The sequence below is a fragment of the Arthrobacter sp. TE12232 genome (assembly GCF_054062615.1).
On sequence record NZ_JBSSFK010000001.1, the window covers coordinates 2,524,197 to 2,544,157 of the forward strand.

Genomic DNA, 19,961 nt, shown 5'->3' on the forward strand with positions numbered 1-19,961 from the left:
ACGGGTCAGTGCTTGATGAGCGGGCTCAGGTCCGCTGCCCGTTCGGCGGCGCCAGCCATGCCCAGCGACTCGAGCCAGTTGCCGAGCATCTGGTAGCCGCCTTCGGTCAGGACTGATTCCGGGTGGAACTGGACACCGCACAGCGGGGCGGTGCGGTGCTGCAGACCCATCACAACACCGGTGGCCGTTTCCGCGGTGATCTCCAGGACCTCCGGGATGCTCTCGCGGACAGCGGCCAGTGAATGGTAGCGGGTGGCCGTGAGGGGCGACTGGAGCCCGGCAAACACACTGGTTCCGTGGTGTTCGACCAGGGACGTCTTACCGTGCATCAGTTCGGGCGCGTGCGTCACGATTCCCCCGTAGGCCTCCGCCAGCGCCTGATGGCCCAGGCATACGCCCAGCATGGGCTTTGCGTGGCGGCCGCACCATTTAATCAGCTCAATGCAGACGCCGGCCTCGGCCGGATTCCCCGGGCCGGGGGAGATGAGCACGCCGTCGCGTGCCTCGGCCATTTCGATCGCCTCGGCGAGCGTGACGTCGTCGTTGCGGACCACCGTGGTCTCCGCGCCGAGCTCCTGGAGGTAGCCCACCAGGGTGTAGACAAAGCTGTCGTAGTTGTCTACGACCAAGATCTTGGTTGTGCTCATGGGTGCCTTGCTGAACCAATCGTTGAATCTGTTAACTGGGTGAATTGCGCCAGCCAGGGAAAAAGGAACTGAACCATCAATACCAGTGCTCCGGCCGCAAGCACCAGCGCCGTCACAATCCTGAGCCACAAGGGCCCGGGAAGGTGGCGGAATAGCCAGCTGTACATGCCTCAGCCTTCCCCGGCCGCGCGGGCCGCCTGGGGAGCGATTTCGGCCGGCGGACCCGCCGACACAGGTTGCCACCGCTCCAGCAGTGCGTAGGCGACAAAGCGTTCCTGCGAGCCAAAGCGCGGATTGCAGCTCGTCATAGTCAGGTAGCGCTCGGTGGCTATTGCGCCCGGCTGCATCGGCACCGGCAGCAGTACATCTGTCCGCGAGGGCAGGACTATCTGGCTGTTCCGGAACACGTAGACATAGTAGCCCTCGCGGGTCTGGACGTAGATTCGGTCCCCGGGCACCAGGGCATCAATGTTGTCCAGGACCGCGCCGTGAGTCTGCCGGTGGCCGGCCACCGCGAAGTTTCCCGCCGCGCCCGGCATCGCGGTGCCCTGGTAGTGCCCGATGCCAAGGGTGTCCAGCAGCGCCGGAGTGGTTCCCTGAACGATGGGGCGTGTGTATCCGGCACCGAACCGGGGAACGTACATGATGCCGATCGTCGCGCCCTCTTCTGGTTCAGGGGCAACGACGGGTTCAGCGGCGGCGGACGCCGGCACGACGTCCTGCGCGGCTCCGCCGGATTCCGGCACGCCGAACGCCGCGGGAGCGGCTACTGCGGTCCCACGGGCGAATTCCCTAACGACGTCGCGCTGCCGGGCGTCGGAGGCTACATTCGTCCACCACAACTGCCACGCCACGAAGAGCAGGAGAATGACGCCGACCGTCATGAGCAGTTCACCTGCGATCCGGACACCGCGCCGGAACAGTCCCCGCCGGCAGCCGGTCCGGCCGGATCCCTGCTTCAACTGCAGCACTACGGGTTCTCCTCGTGGGCGATTGGGGGTCAACGGTGTGGCCTGAACTACAGCTAGAATTGACTGCGAACGAGAATTCAAACTTGACCAAGAGCGCGCTGGCCGCCGGGGGCTTACCTCCTGCACGATACCAAGCCGCCCTTGTTCCGGCCCGCCAAGGAGGATCAGTGCCCGTCTCGAAGCCGCGTAAGAGGACTACCAGTGTGGCGCCGCAGACTTCTGCTGCGGCCTACAAGCCCAATCCGGTCTGGTTCAAGCCCGTCATGTTTGGCCTGATGATCGTTGGTCTGCTGTGGATCATCACGTTCTACATCACTCAAGGCGCCTTCCCGGTGCAGGCCTGGGCCTCGTGGAACATCGTCGTCGGGTTCGGAATCGCGATCATCGGCTTCCTGATGACCACGCGCTGGCGTTCCTGAACCACGCCTCCGCGGAGCATGTCCCTGATGGGCCGGTACACACTGTGTACCGGCCCATCAGCGTTAATCCCGGCGCTCGAGCGCCCGGCTGTCCAGGCTTCAGGCGGCCGTGTCCTTATGACCGATAATGCTGGGAGCGGCATTAACCCAGCGAAGGATTCCAGATGACCCCGGCAGTAAGCGGCTCAATTATTGGCGACGACGGACTGGCGCGGCCTGTGTGGGCAGCCGTGGATCCCATGCTGCGTGAGTACTACGACACCGAGTGGGGAATGCCCGTCCGGGATGAGCAAGGTCTCTACGAACGAATCTGCCTCGAAGGGTTCCAGGCCGGGCTGTCCTGGGCGACGATTCTGCGGAAGCGGCCCGCTTTCCGTGCGGCATTCAAGAACTTCCACCCGGAGACGGTAGCGTCCTTCACCGACGCCGATGTGGAACGGCTCATGCTCGATGCCGGCATTGTCCGGAACCGGCTCAAGATCCAGGCAACGATCACCAACGCCAGTGCCACTCTGGCGTTGCGGGACGACGGCGGCCTGGTCGACTTCGTCTGGGCCTTTCAGCCCTCAACCACGCCCCGGCCGCATTCGCTGGATCAGGTCCCCACGACCTCGGCCGAGTCTGTGGCGCTGTCCAAGGCGCTGCGCAAGAAGGGTTTCGCGTTCGTCGGACCCACCACCATGTTTGCGCTCATGGAAGCCATCGGCATGGTGGATACCCACCTGCTGGACAGCCACCGGCGCGGAACGTCGGGCGTCTGGCCGCACTGACGCCGCGGTCCGGCGGGACGGCCTGACGCGGTGCCGCGCAGCGCCGGTTTCACGAGCCGGCTTTATCCACAGCTGTGCACAAGTCTGGGGAAACTTATCCACATTGTTCATAAGTTTCCGTTCATTCGCGCCTTCCAGCCCGGGTAAAAGGCCGCAGCTGGCCAGCCCGGAGGCGGCGGTATCTCCGCCGGGCCATGAATTACAACTCTGTAAGTTATTAACAGTGTGGATTCCCTGTGGAAAAGTGCCGTGGATCGGCCGTCCGTCCCGTCCGGTGCTCCGCGGCCGTGCCAGGCCACGCCAGAAGCGACTGTCCCGGCCGGCGGAGTGCGACGAATAAGTTATCCACTTAGTAACAGTGTTCTACCCACAAGTTATCCACAGCTGGGGATAACCGCCGGCTCGGGGAACCGGCATGCCTTGCTAGCGGGCCATGAGCCGGATTTCTTCGCGTGGCTACTAAGCGCATCAAGTTATTAACACTGTGAATAACCCTGTTGAAAGACCTCGGCTCGGCCAGCGGTGCTTGCGGCCTGAAGGGCGGCCGGATCAAACGACGTCACCGCTGCACATTGCGGCGATGGCGCACGATCCAGCGACACGGGGCGACGGGCCGGCGGGAAGCCGCCAGCGCGTCTGCAGTTCCTGGGGACGCATTGTTGGAGGGCGAAGCAGCGGACCCGGCGAACAAACAGAGTTATCCACTTACTCACAGGGCTACCCACAGAAGTTATCCACAGGTGTGGAGATCCATCGGACGGCGTCACCACGCTTCCGGAAATTCGCCAGCTGTGGCCTTCAGATCGGGAAACCCGGGACGAACTACACGCGTGTAAGTTATTAACAATGTGGATAACCCCTGTGGAAAACTTCCACCCGCGGCCGGGGACATCGCCGCAGATCGGACGGGTTTTCCCCGGGGGTTCAGACGGGTGGTGCAGACGGGAACCCGGGTCGCGCCGGCAGGGCTGTCAGGGTGCGCCGGCAGGACTGGTGAGGTGCGCCGTCCGGGGCGACTTTGCGGGCCGGAGACGGCGATAGACGGCCTGGGAGCGGCGTTTTCACGTCGAAGTGCCACCCGGACAAAACTGCCCGGAACCACGCCCTGATGGATTGGCACGAGTACGGCGGGGCGCAGACGGGATGGACGGCAAAAGGGCGCCGCCGGGGTAGGCGGCAAAGGTGGTGGAGGCGGGCCCGACTTAAGCGGCGCCGGCCATCCGGACGGCTGAAACGACGATCACCAGGGCCAGGACGCCGGCGAGGCCGATCACCTGGATCAGAGTCTGCCGGGGTCCGCGGGGAGTGTAGGCAATGACGACGGCGCTCAGGGCGCCGGTGACGAGGCCGCCAAGATGGGCCTGCCACGCGATCTGGGGGACCATGAATCCGATGACGCCGTTGATGGCGATCAGGACCAGGAGTTGGCGGATATCGCCGCCGCGTTGCCGCTGGACCACCAGCAGGGCGCCGAACAGGCCGAAGATGGCGCCGGAGGCTCCTACGAGGCCAACGGGGCCGTTCACGGGATAGACCGGGGTCAGCAGGAGGAAGCCGGCCGAGCCGCCGACGGCGGAGAGCAGATAGATCGCCAGGAAGCGGACATGGCCCAGCAGCGGTTCAAGGATCTGGCCGAAAATCCACAGCGTGTACATGTTCAGGACGATGTGGAGCAGGAATCCCTGGGAGTGCAGGAACGCCGAGGTGAGCATCCGCCACGGCTCGCTGTCAGTGAAGGCGGGGGCGTATGCCAGCTGCTGGTAGATCCCGTCGTTGGGGACGATCCACTGCAGGGCATAAACAAGGGCGCACAGCCCGATAATCACGAAAGTGACTACCGGTTTGCCGATGGTCGCGGCGCCGCCGTAGACGGTCCTGACGGTCGGCGTCGTGCGTTTGGTTTCATTGACGCAGTCAACGCATTGGAATCCGACGGCGGCCGCCCGCTGGCAATCGGGGCACGCAGGGCGCCCGCATCGCTGGCAGCGCACATAGGCGGGCCGGTCCGGGTGCCTGGGGCACACCGGGATCTCCGCGGACGGCTCTGCCGCCGGAACTCCGTAGCTCATGGTGTGGGGTTAGAGCTTCTCGATATCAATGCTGTTGATGGTGACGTCCTCGACGGGGCGGTCGCCCATGCCGGTGCGGACGCCTTCGATCGCGTCGACGACCTTCTTGGATTCGTCATCGGCGACCTCGCCGAAGATGCTGTGCTTGCCCTGCAGCCAGCCCGTGGGGATGGTGGTGATGAAGAACTGCGAACCGTTGGTGCCGCGGCCCATTTGGATGCCGGCGTTGGCCATGGCCAGCTTGTACGGCTCGTTGAACGTCAGTTCCGGGTGGATTTCGTCGTCGAACTTGTAGCCCGGTCCACCCGTGCCGCGGCCCAGCGGATCGCCGGCCTGGATCATGAAGTCCTTGATGATGCGGTGGAAGATGGTGCCGTTGTAGAGCGGCGTGCCCGTCTTGTCCTCGCCCGTTTCCGGGTGGGTCCAGGCCTTCTCACCGGTGGCCAGTCCGACGAAGTTGTCGACGGTCTTCGGCGCGTGGTTGCCAAAGAGGTTGACGACGATGTCGCCGAGGCTCGTGTGGATAGTGGCTTTTGCGGTTGCGTTGGCAGTCATGGGGCCTATTCTTCCATGACGGGTCCATGCGCATAGGGCCACGCAGTCAGTTCCGCGCTGGGTGAAATCCACTGGAAATCGGCCTGAAGAATAGCCGGTGCGTTCCTAGACACGTAGGCTAACAGCAGAACCGTCACATTAATCGGGAGGTAGTTGTGAAGAAATCGGATCGTATTGCCCGTGACCTTGAGCAGTCAGTCAGCACCGGAGTAGACAACGCCAAGGATTGGGCGGCACCGCGGGTTGAAGCGGCCGTGAATTGGGCTGTTCCCCGGTTGCAGCATGGACTGGACACCGCGTCCCCCAAGATTCAGGAAGGGCTCAAGTCGGCAGCCCACAATCTGGCCGGCAGCGTTGCCACCGTCACCCCCCGCCTTCAGGACAGCCTGGCCCACCTTGCGCCGAAGATCACCGAAGCCGCCGAGGGCGCGACTCCGCGCCTGCACGAAGCCGTGGACAAGGCGTCCCCCGTGATCGCCAGCGCACGCGACCGGGTGGTGGTCGAGTACCTGCCCAAGCTTTCCGACCAGCTCGGGTACGCTTCCGAGGCCGTCCACCGCACGCTGGAGAATGCTCCGGCCCATGTGGACGCCGTGGCGCAGAAGCTTGTTGACTCCGGCGTCGTCCGCAGCGTCCAGGAGCAGGCCAAGGTCACCAAAAAGCAGGCCAAGGCTGCCGGAAAGAACATCAAGGCCGCCGCCGCCGAGGCCGGTAAGACCGCCAGCGCGAAGCTCGCCAAGCCGCAGAAGCCCAAGCACAAGCACCGCGGGCTGCTGATCTTCGGCATCATCGCTGCCGCAGCTGCTGCCGGTGTTGCCGCCTGGAAGGCTTCCAAGCCGGTGGAGGACCCCTGGAAGGTGCCGACGCCGGTAACGCCGGCCCCTGTCGCGGCCAGCAGCGTCAACGAGACCCTCAAGGACGCCGCCGACAAGGCCGGCGCCGCCACTGTTGCGGCAGCCGACGCCGCGGCTGATGCCTCTGCGGAGGCAGCCGACGCGACAGCTGCAGCGGCCGACGATGCAACGGAGGCGGCCAAGGACGTTGCCGACGACACCACAACGGCTGCGACCAAAGTTGCCACCGATGCCAAGACCGCCGTCCGCAACATCGCGTCCAACCTGAACAACGGCTCGAACAAGCCGGGCCAGTAGCACCGGCCGAGCCGAGGCCATTGAGCCGAACCGAGGGAGGGATTCCGCCATGGGGCGGGATCCCTCCCTTTGTTTCGCCCGGTCCGGCGCCGGGCCGCGCCGCGGCCCGGCTTCAGCCTGCAGGCTAGATGCTAAATTTGTGGTGATGTCACCCCATAGATCACCCCAGGACGACCTGCTTACTGCTCCACCGCCGTCTGTGTCTATTGTGATCCCGGCGTACAACGAGGAAAGCGTCATCCGGCAGTGTCTGATTGCCGCGGTCTACCAGTCGGTGCCTGCCCACGAAATCATTGTGGTGGACAATCTGTCCAAAGACCGCACGGCGGACATCGTGCGCCAGATGCAGCTTGAGTATCCGGAGAGTCCCATCATCCTGCTCAGCCAGCACAGCGCACAGGGGCTCATTCCCACACGCAATTTCGGTCTGGACCACGCTACCGGCGACATCCTCGGCAGGATCGACGCCGACTCCGTGCTGGAGCCTGACTGGGTGGAGCAGGTCCAGAATGCCTTCACGGACGACTCGGTGCACGCCGCAACGGGTCCGGTGGTCTACTACGACATGCCGATGCGCCGCTTCGGGCTCAAGGCCGACGACAAAATGCGACAACTGATGCTCAAGCTTGCCAAGCACCAGTATCACTTCCTCTTCGGCTCCAACATGGCCCTCCGCCGTTCGGCCTGGGAAACCATCCGGGCCGACACCTGCCGGGACGAACGGGACGAAATGCACGAGGACATCGACCTCTCGCTGCACCTGGCGGACCACGATCTCCGGATCCAGTACTGGCCGCAGATGATCTCGGGCATGTCCGCCCGGAGGCTCGAGGATTCACCCCGCGACTACCGCTACTACGTGACGCGCTTTGACCGCACCTACAAGGCCCACAACGTCAAGAAGATGGCCCTGAAGGCGCCCATGGTGGTGTTCTTCTCGGTCTACTTCCCGGCAAAGCTGCTCCGCGCCATTCACACCGTCAACACCGCGCAGCCCGCCCGCCGCGGTGGCCAATAGGCGCGAGCAACAGGCGCTACCAAGAACCGCCAGCAATAGCCGCGGTCTAGTCCGTGCCGAGCTCCGCCAGCCGTTCAGTGCCTGGTCCCTCCCCGCCTGGTACCACCGCGCCGCCCCGGGCCAGCCGTGACCTGCGCTGCCCCAGAACGACGACGGCGAGCCCCACCAGGATCATCGCCAGTCCGGCATAGGTCCCGGCCGGCAGCGTCTCGCCAAGGAACGCGGCAGCCAAGAGCGCCGCACCCGGAATTTCCAGCAGGATGATCATTGATACGAGCAGCGGGCTCATCGTCGCCAGCAGGTGGTTGAACGCTGTGTGCCCCACGAGCTGGGCGCACACAGTGACGGCAAGGATCCCCAGCCAGCCAGCCGCCTCGAACCCTGCCAGCGGCTGTCCGGCCAACAACGCCATCCCCGCCACAATCGCGGCGCACATGCCATAGCAGAGCGTCGTATAGATGCCGGTTCCCATGGTCTGCCGGGCTTTGCCTCCGGCAAGCGTGTACATGCCCGCCAGGGCGCCGCCGGCCACCGCCAGGAGATCACCCAGGAGCGCCTGCGGAGAAGTGCCCATGTCGAAGCCGGTAATCGTCACGACGCCGGCGAACGCGATCCCCAGCCCCACGAGGACCGGCCACGGGTGCCGAACGCCCCGGAACATCTGGAAAACTGCGATCCAGCCCGATTGCAGGCACACCAGCGCCGTCGCCGCCGCAACCGATGTCAGCTGCAGCGAGGTGATGAAGCAGGCAAAATGCAGCGCCAGAGCCACCGCCGCGGCGAGCGACCAGCGGAACTCAGCTCCGGTCACTCTGCCGAACTGGCGCGGGTTGCGGACCAGCACGGGACCAGCCATGACGACGGCCCCAATCGCGTTGCGCCAGAAGGCGATGGCGAGGGCACTGACCGATGTGGCACCCAGCGTGGCCGCAATGAGCGGCCCCGACGAAGCCACACCAAGCACCCCGACGGCAGCAAGTAAAAAGTTCACGCTCCCACACTAGTGGGACCGACGGCGGCGGCCCTTCCGTCCGCTACTCCTTGACCCGTACATACCGCGGTGCCAGTCTTAAATCGCGGTCTCACAGTCCGGTCTCACCATTACCAAAGAAGGAGACCAACATGGCGTCAATGATCCGCAAGAGCCTGGACCAGCCGGAAGAAACACGCCCCGTTGCCGAAGGCATGGGTCAGGTGGACCTCGTCAACCTCGACGCCGGACCGGTGGCGCGAGCGACCTTCCTGCCGGGCTGGAAGTGGTCCCAGCACGTCAAGCCGATCGCCCAAACGGACAGCTGCATGGTTGCCCACAAGGGCTACACCGTCTCGGGCCGCCTGAAAGTCGTCATGGACGACGGCGAAGAAATCGAATTCGGTCCCGGCGACTTCGGGGTCATCCCGCCGGGTCACGACGCTTGGGTCCTCGGCGACGAACCCTATGTGTACATCGACTGGCAAGGGATGTCGGACTACGCCAAGCCGAAGGAGTGAGTCTGCAGGCAGGCGCCCTTGCCCGGATATGCAAAAAGTCCCGGACCGCGTTTCCGCGATCCGGGACTTTTCTCATGGTGGAGGCACGGGGACTCGAACCCCGAACCCCCTGCTTGCAAAGCAGGTGCGCTACCAATTGCGCCATGCCCCCATAAGAAGCAACCCGTCAATCATACCCTAGTTCCGGAGAGCTGATGCAGCTTCCATCCCTGGGTCCGGGCTAATCAACCGTATCGGTTGAGTTGCTCCAAACTACTTTCCGGGCTTCGGATTCCTGCACCTTCCGGTAGAGGAAGACGCCTGCGACCGTGGCTGCGATAACCAGCAACTTCTTCACACGCACCCCGTTCCGGTCCAGTCATCGACGAACCTTCACTAACCTCTATCAGAACCAGTACAGGTTCCGTGGGCGTACCAGGACTTGAACCTGGGACCTCTTCGTTATCAGCGAAGCGCTCTAACCGCCTGAGCTATACGCCCCGATGCCTCATCGGGCCGAGATATGACTGTACAGCACATCCCGGCCCGATCTCAAATCGAGGAACTTTTCCGCAGGATTCCGCGGAAAAATACGGGTTTAGTCGTCCGTGAGGGTCACACCGATGCCGCCCACGAGCGTCGCCGCGATGTTGTACAGCACCGCGGAAAGCATGGACAGGGCCGTCAGCAGCACCACGTTGATCACGGCGATAATGGTGGCGAACGACGCCACCTGCCCCAGGGATGCCACCTTCTTCAGTTCGAAGCCACCGCCTTCGGAGCCCGCGAGGGTCCCGAGCAGGCTGTCCACCTGGTCGAAGATCCCGGTCAGGTCCAGGACGGTCCAAAGCACGATTGCCGCCACGACAGTGACGATGCCCAAGGCTACGGAGAGCAGGAAGGCCATTTTCAGCACGGACCAGGGGTCCACCTTGCTGATCAGCAGTCTGGCCCGGCGTACCTTCGCCTTGGGGGCAGGCTTGATCAATCCGGCCGAGTTCTGCCCGCCGGACTGAGCGGGGCGCTGTCCCGGCACGGCGGGGCGCTGGCCGGGCACGGCGGGGCGCTGGCCGGGGGCCGGCGGCCGCTGGCCTGCAGCCGTGGCCGCGCCGGACACGCCGGGGCGCTGCTGCGGACGCGAGGGAGCGCCCACACGCGGTGCTGCGGCAGGTTGCCGCACTCCGCCCGGCACGCCGCTGCTCGGTTTGGGATATGAGTCGGAATTACTCACTCGTTACCTCCGGTGTTGTCTTCGTCCAGCTCGGCATTGCCTGATGACTCATCTGACTCCGGGGCCGGTACTGATTCTGCCGCTGCGGACCTCTCGTGCAATCCGCCATCTTCAGCCAACGTTACGTCATCCGGCGAGGAAGCCCGAGTTTGAGCGTCGCCGCCGGCCTCTTCGCCGGTATCTTCACCGTCGGTAGGCTCGTCGCCTTCCAGCCCGCGTTCGCTGTTGCGCGCAACGGCGATGATGCGGTCGTTTTTGTCCGGCTTGGCGAAGATCACACCCATCGTGTCCCGGCCCTTGGCCGGCACACCGCTGACCGAGGAGCGGACCACCTTCCCGCCCTCCATGACCACCAGGACCTCGTCCTCTTCCTGGACGATGAGGGCGCCCACCAAGTGACCGCGCTCCTCCTGGTATTTGCCGACCTTGATGCCGAGGCCGCCGCGGCCCTGAAGCCGGTATTCCTCTACCGCGGTCCGCTTGGCGAAGCCGCCTTCGGTCACGATGAACACGAACGAGCCGTCCTTCACGACGTCGGCTGCGAGCAGTTCGTCGTCCTCACGGAACTTCATGCCGGTAACGCCGGAGGTGGCGCGGCCCATCGGGCGCAGCGCCTCGTCCGTCGCGGTGAAGCGGATGGACTGGCCCTTGCGGGAGACGAGCATGAGGTCATCGGTTTCGGACACCAGTTGGGCCGAGACAAGCTCATCGCCGTCGCGCAGGTTGATGGCGATCACGCCGGCGGACCGGTTGGTGTCGTAGTCCTCCAGGCGGGTCTTCTTGACCAAGCCGCGCTTGGTGGCGAGCACCAGGTACGGGGCGTGCTGGTAGTCCTTCAGGTCCAGGACCTGGGCGATGTGCTCATCCGGCTGGAAGGCCAGCAGGTTGGCCACGTGCTGGCCCTTGGCATCGCGTCCGGCTTCGGCGAGCTCGTAGGCCTTGGCCCGGTAGACACGTCCCAGGTTGGTGAAGAAGAGCAGCCAGTGGTGCGTGGTGGTGACGAAGAAGTGCTCCACGACGTCATCCCCGCGCAGCTGGGCACCCTTGATGCCCTTGCCGCCGCGCTGCTGGGAGCGGTAGTTGTCGCTGCGGGTGCGCTTGACGTAGCCGCCGCGGGTAATGGTGACCACCATTTCCTCTTCGGGGATCAGGTCCTCCATGGACATGTCGCCATCGAAGCCCATGAGCACCTTGGTGCGGCGGTCATCGCCGTGCTTGGCTACGATTTCGCCCAGTTCGGTGCTGATGATCTCGCGCTGGCGCTCCTCAGAGGCCAGGATCGAGTTGTACTCGGCAATGAGGGCCTCGAGTTCGGCATGGCGGTCCTGGATCTTCTGGCGTTCCAGGGCCGCAAGCCGGCGCAGCTGCATGTCCAGGATGGCCCGGGCCTGCAGCTCATCGATGTCCAGCAGTTCCATGAGCCCGTCGCGGGCGGCCTCGGTGGTGTTGGACGCGCGGATCAGGGCAATGACCTCATCGAGCGCATCCAGCGCCTTGAGCAGGGCGCGCAGGATGTGCGCCTCTTCCTCGGCCTTGCGCAGGCGGTACCGGGTGCGGCGGGCGATGACGTCCATCTGGTGGGTAACCCAGTGGCGGATGAACGCATCAAGGCTGAGCGTGCGCGGCACGCCGTCAACGATCGCGAGCATGTTGGCCGCGAAGTTGTCCTGGAGCTGGGTGTGCTTGTAGAGGTTGTTGAGCACCACCTTGGCCACGGCGTCGCGCTTGAGCACGATCACCAGGCGCTGGCCTGTGCGGCCGGAGGTCTCATCGCGGAGGTCGGCGATGCCGGAGATCTTGCCGTCCCTGACCAGCTCGGCGATCTTGATGGCCAGGTTGTCCGGGTTGGCCTGATACGGCAGTTCGGTGACCACCAGGCACGTGCGGCCCTGGAGCTCCTCGACGTTGACCACGGCGCGCATGGTGATGGAGCCGCGGCCCGTGCGGTAGGCGTCCTCAATGCCCTTGTGCCCGAGGATCGTGGCACCGGTCGGGAAATCCGGTCCCTTGATGCGCAGGATCAACTCTTCGAGAAGCTCTTCGCGGCTGGCCGTCGGGTTCTGGAGGTACCACTGGACGCCGTCGGCGACCTCGCGGAGGTTGTGCGGCGGGATATTGGTGGCCATGCCGACGGCGATGCCCGACGAGCCGTTGACCAGCAGGTTCGGGAACCGGGCCGGAAGAATGGTCGGTTCCTGGTTCTTGCCGTCGTAGTTGTCCTGGAAGTCGACGGTTTCCTCGTCGATGTCCCGGACCATCTCCATGGCGAGCGGGGCCATCTTGGTTTCCGTGTACCGCGGGGCCGCGGCCCCGTCGTTGCCGGGCGAACCGAAGTTCCCCTGGCCCAGCGCCAGCGGGTAGCGCATGGTCCAGTCCTGGATCAGGCGCACCAGGGCGTCGTAGATCGCGGTGTCGCCGTGCGGGTGGTACTGGCCCATGACCTCGCCCACCACACGGGCGCATTTGTTGAACGAGCGCTCCGGGCGGTAGCCGCCGTCGAACATCGCGTACAGCACGCGGCGGTGGACCGGTTTGAGGCCGTCGCGGACATCGGGCAGGGCCCGGCCCACGATGACGGCCATGGCGTAGTCGAGGTAGGAGCGCTGCATTTCGGTTTGCAGGTCCACCTGCTCGACGCGGTCGGTCAGCACGTCGCCGTCGAGGATGGCGCCTTCAAGGACGGGCTCGGAGCCGGTCGAACCGACCGGCACCTCGGGTGTTTCGTCACTCATAGTCTATATTTTCCGTTTCGGGTATATATCAGCTCTGGAATATTAGGGGGTTTTCGCCGCTAGATATCCAGGAACCGAACGTCCTTGGCGTTCTGCTGAATGAAGTTCCGGCGCGATTCCACGTCCTCGCCCATCAGGACGGAGAAGATCTGGTCCGCTGCCAGGGCGTCGTCCATCGTCACCTGCAAGAGGGTCCGGTGGTCCGGGTCCATGGTGGTGTCCCACAGCTCCGTGTAGTCCATTTCGCCGAGGCCCTTGTAGCGCTGGATGCCGTTGTCCTTGGGGATCCGGCGGCCGGCGGCCTGCCCGGAGAGCAGTTTCGCGTCCCGTTCACGGTCGCTGTAGACGTAATCGTGCGGTGCGTTGGACCACTTGATCCGGTACAGCGGCGGCTGGGCGAGGTAGACGAAGCCGTTTTCGATCAGCGGGCGCATGTAGCGGAACAGCAGGGTCATCAGCAGCGTCGTGATGTGCTGGCCGTCGACGTCGGCATCGGCCATGAGCACGATCTTGTGGTACCGCAGCTTGGCAAGGTCGAAGTCCTCGCCAATGCCGGTGCCGAAGGCCGTGATCATGGACTGGACCTCGGCATTGCCGAGTGCCTTGTCCAGGCGGGCCCGTTCCACGTTCAGGATCTTGCCGCGGAGCGGCAGGATGGCTTGGGTCTCCGGGTTGCGGCCGCGTTTGGCCGAACCACCGGCCGAGTCACCCTCCACGATGTAGACCTCGCACTTCTCCGGGTTCTTGGAGGAGCAGTCGGAGAGCTTGCCGGGCATGCCGAAGGATTCCAGCGGGCTCTTGCGGCGGGCGTTGTCGCGGGCCTTCCGGGCCGCCATGCGCGCCTGGGCGGCCGAGATCGCTTTGCGGATGACGTCCCGGGCGGGGCCGGGGTTGCGCTCGAGCCAGTCGCCCAGCCCGTCGGTGACAACCCGCTGGACAAAGCCCTTGACCTCGGAGTTGCCGAGCTTGGTCTTGGTCTGGCCTTCGAACTGCGGCTCGGAGAGCTTCACGGAAATGACGGCCGTCAGGCCTTCGCGGATGTCGTCACCGGTGAGGTTGTCATCCTTTTCCTTGATGATGTTCTTCTCGCGCGCGTAGCGGTTGATGAGCGACGTCATCGCGGCACGGAAGCCTTCTTCGTGGGTGCCGCCCTCATGCGTGTTGATGGTGTTGGCGTAGGTGTGGACGCTCTCGGAGTACGCGTTGGTCCACTGCATCGCCATTTCCAGGGCGATGTGCCGTTCCGTGTCCTCGGTCTCGAAGGCGATGACGTCCTCATGGACCACATCGACCTTCTTACCGGAGTTCAGGTGCTTGACGTAGTCCAGCAGGCCGTCGTCGTACTGGTAGACGACGGTGTGGAACTCCGCGGGGACTTCGCCCTCGACGGCAACGGCGTCCAGATCGAGGTCCGCGTCATCGGACGGCTCCTCCGGGGCGCGGCGTTCGTCAGTCAGGGTGATCCGTAGCCCCTTGTTCAGGAACGCCATCTGCTGGAAACGTGCGCGGAGCGTCTCGAAGTCGAATTCCGTGGTCTCGAAGATGCCGGCGTCCGGGTAGAACGTCTGGGTGGTTCCGGTCTCGGAGGTTTCCTCGCCCTGAACCAGGCCGCCCTGCGGCTTGCCGCCGTCGGCGAAGGACATCCGCCAGACGTGCCCCTGGCGTCGGACTTCGGTGTTGACCCTGCTGGAGAGCGCGTTGACCACCGAGATGCCGACGCCATGCAGGCCGCCGGAGACCGCGTAGCCGCCCCCGCCGAACTTGCCGCCGGCGTGCAGGATGGTCATGACGACTTCCACAGTGGGCTTGTGTTCGGTCGGGTGCATATCGACCGGGATGCCACGGCCGTTGTCCACCACTTTGACGCCGCCGTCGGCCTGCAGCACGATTTCGATGTGGGTGCAGTAGCCGGCCAATGCCTCATCAACTGAGTTGTCGACGACTTCGTAGACCAGGTGGTGCAGGCCGCGGGGACCGGTGGAACCGATGTACATGCCCGGACGCTTCCGGACTGCCTCCAGGCCTTCAAGCACCGTGATGTCGCTGGCGCCGTATTCGTGCGAAGTCGCGGTCCCGGACGACCCCGCTACCGCCGCCTCTTTCACTACGTCTTCCACTACATCTTCCGCTGACCGGATGTCTGCATTGTCGTTAGCCACAGGCGCTTTCGACTCCTCTATGTTCGTTGAAGGCCGGCCCTTGCCTCTAGCGTGGAAAGGGCTCCTGCCAACAGGCACGTCACTGACGGCTCCGGGGTTACGCCGACTTGGGAATCCGTCCGCCGCACGCTGAAATTGCGTCGGAAACGGACTCAGTCAACGTTTCACCGGCGCCCAGTTATCTTCAACGATTCTATCGTGTTATAGGGCGCAAACCCGCATTCCAGGGCGCCAAACGGGCGGGAAAGTGCCGCTGAGAGGCCGCTGGCTCCCCCTGCAAGGCTTTCGGGGTCCAGCCCTAGGGTGCCTATACGACTCGGGGGCGTTCGAGCGCCCTACACGCCGTTCGGGGATTTTTCAAGGGTTTTTGCAAGAAGTGCTTCAGATCCGGCGCGCGCCGTGCCTTCCGGGGCTATCCGTACGTGTCACGGGGTCCTCGGCCGTTGACGGTCCGGAGGCCCTTGCGCCAGCTTGGTGCGGCCGGTCCAAGCACTTGAATGCTGGTCACGACGCCGTCGCCGAGCTCGGTGCGGAATTTTTCCAGCAGGCTGCTGCTCAGCAGCCGCAGCTGGGTTGCCCACGCCGTTGAATCGGTCCGCACATGCAAGGTGGTGTCCGTGAAACTCTCGGGAGTGCAGTGGGCGGAGATTTCCGGCCCCACCAGGACGGCCCACTGTGCCATGACGGATCCGACGGCCACCGGCGAGGTCCAGCCGCGTTCGGCCACAAGGCGTCCCACGACCTTGCCCAGGCCCAGCGGATCCCGGCCGGTGCCGTGGAATTGGGTGAACCCGCGGGTTCCGCGCGCGCTGCGGGCAGGTTTTTGGGTTCCGGTGCCGGAGCGCGGGACCGCACGCCGGATCTCGCCGCGGGCTGCGGCGGCGTCGCGCATCCTGTTCAGGGCTGCCTGGGCCGCATCGATGTCGTCGGGGTCGCGGCCCGGCTGCAGGCCGCCGTCGGTATCCTTATTCATCGATTGTCCTGCTCATCGATTCCTCCCGGGATGACCTTCACCCGCCGTCCGGTCAGTTCCGCCGGGATATCGTCCTCGACGGCGGCAGTGACCAGCACTTGCTCGGCGCCGGATACTATTGCGGCCAGTTTACGCCGCCGCTGGACGTCAAGCTCGGCAAAAACGTCGTCCAGGATCAGGATCGGAGGCGATCCGCCGGTGCGGGCGTCGTCAAGCATGACGTAGTACGAGGCCAGGCGCAGCGACAGGCACATGGACCAGGTTTCACCATGCGAGGCGTAGCCCTTGGCCGGGGCCGATCCCAGCACGAGCTCCAGCTCATCGCGGTGCGGTCCCACCAAAGAGATACCTCGTTCCAGTTCCCTGCGGCGGGACGCGGCAAAGGCCTGGATGTAGCGGTCGGTGAGCTGCCCGACGTCGAGCAGGCGCAGGTCTTCCGCGGGCGCGGCGGCCCCGGCCTCGACACCGTTTCCGGAGTCTCCCGCGGGCCGCGATGCGGCGCCGTCGTCGTCCAGGATGTCCTGGAGCGTGGACCGGTACACCGCGGACGCTTCCTTTGAGCCGTCGGTGAGCTGCGCGTAGGCGTTATTCAGGTGCGGCTGCAGGCGGTCGACAAGCTCAAGGCGGGCATGCAGGAGTTCGGCCCCGGCCCGCGCCATGTGCTGGTCCCAGACATCCAGTGTTGCCTCATGCCCGGCCGTGAATTTTCCGGCCCGTGCAGATTTGAGCAGGGCGTTGCGCTGCTTCAGGACCCGGTCGTAGTCACTTCTGGTGGCGGCGTGCCGCGGCATGAGGCTGACCAGGAGTTCGTCCAGAAACCGGCGGCGGTTCGACGGATCGCCCTTGACCAGCGCCAGGTCTTCCGGCGCGAAGAGCACCGTCTGGCAGATGCCGAGAAGATCCCGGGCGCGGACCGGATTGCTGCGGTTGATCCGTCCGCGGTTGGCCCGGGAGGCGTTGATTTCCAGTTCCAGGAAGGTGGCCTGCTCGCCGCGGACCAGCTTGGCCCTGATCATCGCCCGCTCGGTGCCGAACCGCAGCAGCGGCGCATCCGTGCTGACCCGGTGCGAGTTGAGCGTGGCCAGATACCCGATGGCTTCCATCAGGTTGGTCTTGCCGATGCCGTTGGATCCCACCAGGACGGTGACTCCGGGCTCCAGGCTGAGATCAACCTGGGCGTAGCTGCGAAAATCTGTGAGCGAGAGCTTTTCTAGGTACACGCGGGATTCAGGACCTCACGGGCAGGATTACTTGGCCGGCCGGGTCGCGTGGCCGCCGAACTGGTGGCGCAGCGCGGACACCATTTTCATGGCCGGCGAGTTGTCCTCGCGGGAGGAGAACCTGGCGAACAGCGCAGCCGTGATGGCCGGTGCAGGCACGGCGTTGGCGATCGCTTCCTCGACAGTCCAGCGGCCTTCGCCCGAATCCTCGACGTAGTCGGAGATCGATTCCAGTCCTGGGTCCTCGTCGAGGGCCTTGACCATGAGGTCCAGGAGCCAGGAGCGGACAACCGTGCCCTTCTGCCAGGCCCGGAAGGTCCCGGGAAGATCGGCGACGATGTCCTTCGCGGCCAGGAGTTCGTACCCTTCCGCGTAGGCCTGCATCAGGCCGTATTCGATCCCGTTGTGGACCATCTTGGCGTAGTGGCCGGCGCCGATGCCGCCCACGTGGACGAAGCTGTCGGCGCGTTCGCCGGCAGGACGGAGGGCATCGAAGACGGGGAGGGCGCGCTCGATGTCCGCAGCATCGCCGCCCGCCATGAGGCCGTAGCCGTTCTGGAGGCCCCATACTCCGCCCGAGACGCCACAATCCGCAAAGCTGATGCCCTTTTCGGCCAGCGCGGCACCGTGTTTCTGGTCTTCAGTGAACCGCGAGTTGCCGCCGTCAATGACGAGGTCGCCGGCGTCGAGCTTGTTGCCCAGTTCGGTGATCACGGCGTCGGTGATGTCGCCCGAGGGGACCATGACCCAGATGAGGCGCGGAGCCGGAACGGCGGCGATGAGCTCGTCCACGGTGGCGACGTCGGTAATGTCCGGGTTCCGGTCAAGACCGGTGACCTCGATGCCGCCGTTGCGCAGGCGTTCGCGCATGTTGAAGCCCATTTTTCCAAGGCCGATTAGTCCGATGTGCACGGGATGAACTCTTTTCTGCGCTGGGGGTGCTTCGTTGGTGACGTCACCGAGCTGACTGGCAGTTGTGGCCGTTTTGAGGGGTCAAAACGGCCAGATCTGTTAGTTAGTTGGGGAGCCTGACGGGCATGACGAGGTAGCGGTAATCGCCCTGGTCTTCACCCTCGGCGTCCTGCTGGGCCGTGATCATGGCCGGTTTGGGCGCGGTGGTGAAGGAGAAGCGCACGAATTTGGTTTCGATGACGCTCAGGCCTTCGATCAGGTAGTGCGGGTTGAAGGCCACCGTGATGTCCTCACCGGTCAGCTGGGCTTCGAGTTCCTCCGAGGCCTGCGCGTCTTCGCCGGTGCCGGCATCCAGATGCAGCTGGCCCTGGGTGAAGGCGAGGCGGACAGGGGTGTTCCGTTCGGCGACCAGCGAGACGCGGCGCACGGCCTCGACCAGTTCCTGGGTCTGCACGGTGGCGTGGATGGGCGTGGATTCCGGGAAGAGCGAACGGATCTTGGGGTAGTCACCATCCACCAGGAGCGAGGTGGTGGTCCTGCCGCCGCTCTCGAAACCGATCAGCCGGCTGTCGTCGTCGGCAAGGGCGATGTTGATGTCGCCGCTGCTGCCCAGCGTTTTTGCCACTTCGTTCAGTGTCTTGGCCTTGACCAGGGCGCTCGTGGAGATGCCGGGAGTCACGGGCTTCCACGGGACTTCCCGCATGGCCAGGCGGTAGCGGTCGGTGGCCAGGAGGGTGATGAGATCGTCCTCGATCTCCATCCGCACACCGGTCAGGATCGGCAGGGTGTCGTCTTTGCTTGCCGCGATGATCACCTGGGATACCGCCTGGGCAAACGAATCGCCCGGAACGGTGCCGCTGATGGTGGGCAGGGCCGGAAGGGGCGGGTATTCGGCCTCGGGCATCGTGGCCAAGTGGAAGCTGCTTCGGCGGCACGTCAGTGTCACCTTGTTGCCGTCGGTTTCGACTTCGACGGGGGCGGAGGGCAGGCTGCGGCAGATGTCCGCGAGCAGGCGTCCGGATACCAGGATGGTGCCTTCGGTGCTGATGTCAGCAGGGATTTCGAGCCTGGCAGAGGTCTCGTAATCGAAGCTCGAGAGGCTGACGGTACCGGCTTCAGCCTTCAGGAGCAGGCCTGAAAGTACGGGAACGGGCGGCCGCGGAGACAACGACCGGGCGGTCCATGTCACGGCTTCTGCCAGGACGTCCCGTTCGACTCTGAACTTCACGGAAGGGTGCCGCCTTTCATTGCTGCTGTCAGTGCTGAAAATCGCTAAAACATCTCAAGCTGCCGCGGACCCCGGCAGGACTGCCGAACTCCGTCAACAAGGGAAGCGTCCGCCCTCCCCGGCTCCATGGCCCGGTGGGAACCACAAAAGATGTCCGGGACGGACGCACTGCAGACAGCTTAGCCCCAAGGTGAGCGTTTCTCCCATCCCCGGCTTACACGAGTGTGGTTCGCGGGGCCGGTGTCCGGCGCCGGTCCGGAACGGGCCTGGGCGCTGCGGGGAGGCGGAAGGAGATTGTTGTTTGAGGGAATTTCATTTTCTTGGGATTAGTAGTGTTAATAACTGCTGTGGAAACTGTGGATAACTCGATCCTGCCGTGCGAATCCGCGGTTAAGCCCTGTTCATGGGCTGTGGGTGGAGCAGGTTTTAAACAGGG

General features: G+C 64.7%; 18 protein-coding genes and 2 tRNA genes. 5 read left to right on the forward strand and 15 right to left on the reverse strand.

Annotation, left to right across the window (positions count from 1 at the left end; translation table 11 throughout):
* Window positions 1–5: 5 nt before the first annotated feature.
* Window positions 6–647: an anthranilate synthase component II gene (locus ACVWZ7_RS11215; RefSeq protein WP_116766346.1), complete on the reverse strand. Its 642-nt coding sequence runs from the start codon at window positions 645–647 to the stop codon at window positions 6–8.
* 170 nt (window positions 648–817) lie between these two features.
* On the reverse strand, window positions 818–1,618 hold the full coding sequence (locus ACVWZ7_RS11220; protein ID WP_456507888.1) for a class E sortase: 801 nt from the start codon (window positions 1,616–1,618) through the stop codon (window positions 818–820).
* Between the two features lie 167 nt (window positions 1,619–1,785).
* On the opposite strand from ACVWZ7_RS11220, the gene ACVWZ7_RS11225 reads away from it, so the two are divergent.
* Both ACVWZ7_RS11225 and ACVWZ7_RS11230 read left to right on the forward strand, forming a co-directional pair.
* Entirely contained in the window at window positions 1,786–2,037 is a 252-nt protein-coding gene (locus ACVWZ7_RS11225) for a cell division protein CrgA (RefSeq protein ID WP_116766345.1), read from the forward strand.
* Window positions 2,038–2,201: 164 nt separating this feature from the next.
* Window positions 2,202–2,807, forward strand: coding sequence for a DNA-3-methyladenine glycosylase I (locus ACVWZ7_RS11230; RefSeq protein ID WP_116766344.1), 606 nt, complete (start codon window positions 2,202–2,204; stop codon window positions 2,805–2,807).
* 1,202 nt (window positions 2,808–4,009) lie between these two features.
* Here ACVWZ7_RS11230 and ACVWZ7_RS11235 read toward each other — a convergent pair.
* Together ACVWZ7_RS11235 and ACVWZ7_RS11240 are read right to left on the reverse strand one after the other, a co-directional pair.
* Window positions 4,010–4,876, reverse strand: coding sequence for a rhomboid family intramembrane serine protease (locus ACVWZ7_RS11235; protein ID WP_116766343.1), 867 nt, complete (start codon window positions 4,874–4,876; stop codon window positions 4,010–4,012).
* A gap of 9 nt (window positions 4,877–4,885) precedes the next feature.
* Window positions 4,886–5,431, reverse strand: coding sequence for a peptidylprolyl isomerase (locus ACVWZ7_RS11240; protein WP_116766342.1), 546 nt, complete (start codon window positions 5,429–5,431; stop codon window positions 4,886–4,888).
* 155 nt (window positions 5,432–5,586) lie between these two features.
* Here ACVWZ7_RS11240 and ACVWZ7_RS11245 point away from each other — a divergent pair, with 155 nt between their 5' ends.
* Window positions 5,587–6,582 carry a hypothetical protein gene (locus ACVWZ7_RS11245; protein ID WP_456507889.1) on the forward strand — a complete coding sequence of 332 codons (996 nt, stop codon included), beginning with the start codon at window positions 5,587–5,589 and terminating at the stop codon, window positions 6,580–6,582.
* A gap of 145 nt (window positions 6,583–6,727) precedes the next feature.
* Window positions 6,728–7,600 carry a glycosyltransferase gene (locus ACVWZ7_RS11250; protein WP_116766340.1) on the forward strand — a complete coding sequence of 291 codons (873 nt, stop codon included), beginning with the start codon at window positions 6,728–6,730 and terminating at the stop codon, window positions 7,598–7,600.
* 46 nt (window positions 7,601–7,646) lie between these two features.
* Here ACVWZ7_RS11250 and ACVWZ7_RS11255 read toward each other — a convergent pair whose 3' ends face one another.
* Window positions 7,647–8,591: a DMT family transporter gene (locus ACVWZ7_RS11255; protein WP_456507890.1), complete on the reverse strand. Its 945-nt coding sequence runs from the start codon at window positions 8,589–8,591 to the stop codon at window positions 7,647–7,649.
* Window positions 8,592–8,722: 131 nt separating this feature from the next.
* Between ACVWZ7_RS11255 and ACVWZ7_RS11260 the strand changes: the two genes are divergently transcribed.
* Complete coding sequence (locus ACVWZ7_RS11260) at window positions 8,723–9,091, forward strand: cupin domain-containing protein (protein WP_091248561.1); 369 nt, start codon at window positions 8,723–8,725, stop codon at window positions 9,089–9,091.
* Between the two features lie 75 nt (window positions 9,092–9,166).
* Here ACVWZ7_RS11260 and ACVWZ7_RS11265 read toward each other — a convergent pair.
* From ACVWZ7_RS11265 to dnaN, 10 genes are all read right to left on the reverse strand, one after another.
* Window positions 9,167–9,242: transfer RNA gene (locus tag ACVWZ7_RS11265), tRNA-Ala, on the reverse strand.
* Between the two features lie 69 nt (window positions 9,243–9,311).
* The gene (locus ACVWZ7_RS11270) at window positions 9,312–9,434 is read right to left on the reverse strand and encodes a DLW-39 family protein (protein WP_456507891.1); all 123 of its coding nucleotides are present in this window, start codon (window positions 9,432–9,434) and stop codon (window positions 9,312–9,314) included.
* Window positions 9,435–9,497: 63 nt separating this feature from the next.
* Window positions 9,498–9,571: transfer RNA gene (locus ACVWZ7_RS11275), tRNA-Ile, on the reverse strand.
* A gap of 97 nt (window positions 9,572–9,668) precedes the next feature.
* Complete coding sequence (locus ACVWZ7_RS11280) at window positions 9,669–10,301, reverse strand: DUF3566 domain-containing protein (protein WP_116766337.1); 633 nt, start codon at window positions 10,299–10,301, stop codon at window positions 9,669–9,671.
* Window positions 10,298–13,033: a DNA gyrase subunit A gene (gyrA, locus tag ACVWZ7_RS11285; protein WP_456507892.1), complete on the reverse strand. Its 2,736-nt coding sequence runs from the start codon at window positions 13,031–13,033 to the stop codon at window positions 10,298–10,300. The genes ACVWZ7_RS11280 and gyrA overlap by 4 nt, the downstream gene beginning before the upstream one ends.
* Before the next feature lie 59 nt (window positions 13,034–13,092).
* On the reverse strand, window positions 13,093–15,150 hold the full coding sequence (gene gyrB, locus ACVWZ7_RS11290) for a DNA topoisomerase (ATP-hydrolyzing) subunit B (RefSeq protein WP_116766335.1): 2,058 nt from the start codon (window positions 15,148–15,150) through the stop codon (window positions 13,093–13,095).
* 454 nt (window positions 15,151–15,604) lie between these two features.
* Entirely contained in the window at window positions 15,605–16,165 is a 561-nt protein-coding gene (locus ACVWZ7_RS11295) for a DUF721 domain-containing protein (protein WP_116766334.1), read from the reverse strand.
* Entirely contained in the window at window positions 16,162–17,385 is a 1,224-nt protein-coding gene (gene recF / locus ACVWZ7_RS11300; protein WP_456507893.1) for a DNA replication/repair protein RecF, read from the reverse strand. The genes ACVWZ7_RS11295 and recF overlap by 4 nt, the downstream gene beginning before the upstream one ends.
* A 27-nt stretch (window positions 17,386–17,412) precedes the next feature.
* Window positions 17,413–18,297, reverse strand: coding sequence for a phosphogluconate dehydrogenase (NAD(+)-dependent, decarboxylating) (gnd, locus tag ACVWZ7_RS11305; RefSeq protein ID WP_116766332.1), 885 nt, complete (start codon window positions 18,295–18,297; stop codon window positions 17,413–17,415).
* Between the two features lie 103 nt (window positions 18,298–18,400).
* Window positions 18,401–19,525: a DNA polymerase III subunit beta gene (dnaN, locus tag ACVWZ7_RS11310; protein ID WP_091248545.1), complete on the reverse strand. Its 1,125-nt coding sequence runs from the start codon at window positions 19,523–19,525 to the stop codon at window positions 18,401–18,403.
* Window positions 19,526–19,961: the final 436 nt, after the last annotated feature.

Excerpts from the sequence above, each read along its gene's own strand:
- gyrA (WP_456507892.1), bottom strand. The coding sequence starts at position 13,033 with ATGAGTGACGAAACACCCGAGGTGCCGGTCGGTTCGACCGGCTCCGAG.
- ACVWZ7_RS11215 (WP_116766346.1), bottom strand. The coding sequence starts at position 647 with ATGAGCACAACCAAGATCTTGGTCGTAGACAACTACGACAGCTTTGTC.
- ACVWZ7_RS11250 (WP_116766340.1), top strand. The coding sequence starts at position 6,728 with ATGTCACCCCATAGATCACCCCAGGACGACCTGCTTACTGCTCCACCG.
- ACVWZ7_RS11230 (WP_116766344.1), top strand. The coding sequence starts at position 2,202 with ATGACCCCGGCAGTAAGCGGCTCAATTATTGGCGACGACGGACTGGCG.
- ACVWZ7_RS11260 (WP_091248561.1), top strand. The coding sequence starts at position 8,723 with ATGGCGTCAATGATCCGCAAGAGCCTGGACCAGCCGGAAGAAACACGC.
- ACVWZ7_RS11295 (WP_116766334.1), bottom strand. The coding sequence starts at position 16,165 with ATGAATAAGGATACCGACGGCGGCCTGCAGCCGGGCCGCGACCCCGAC.
- ACVWZ7_RS11235 (WP_116766343.1), bottom strand. The coding sequence starts at position 4,876 with ATGAGCTACGGAGTTCCGGCGGCAGAGCCGTCCGCGGAGATCCCGGTG.
- ACVWZ7_RS11240 (WP_116766342.1), bottom strand. The coding sequence starts at position 5,431 with ATGACTGCCAACGCAACCGCAAAAGCCACTATCCACACGAGCCTCGGC.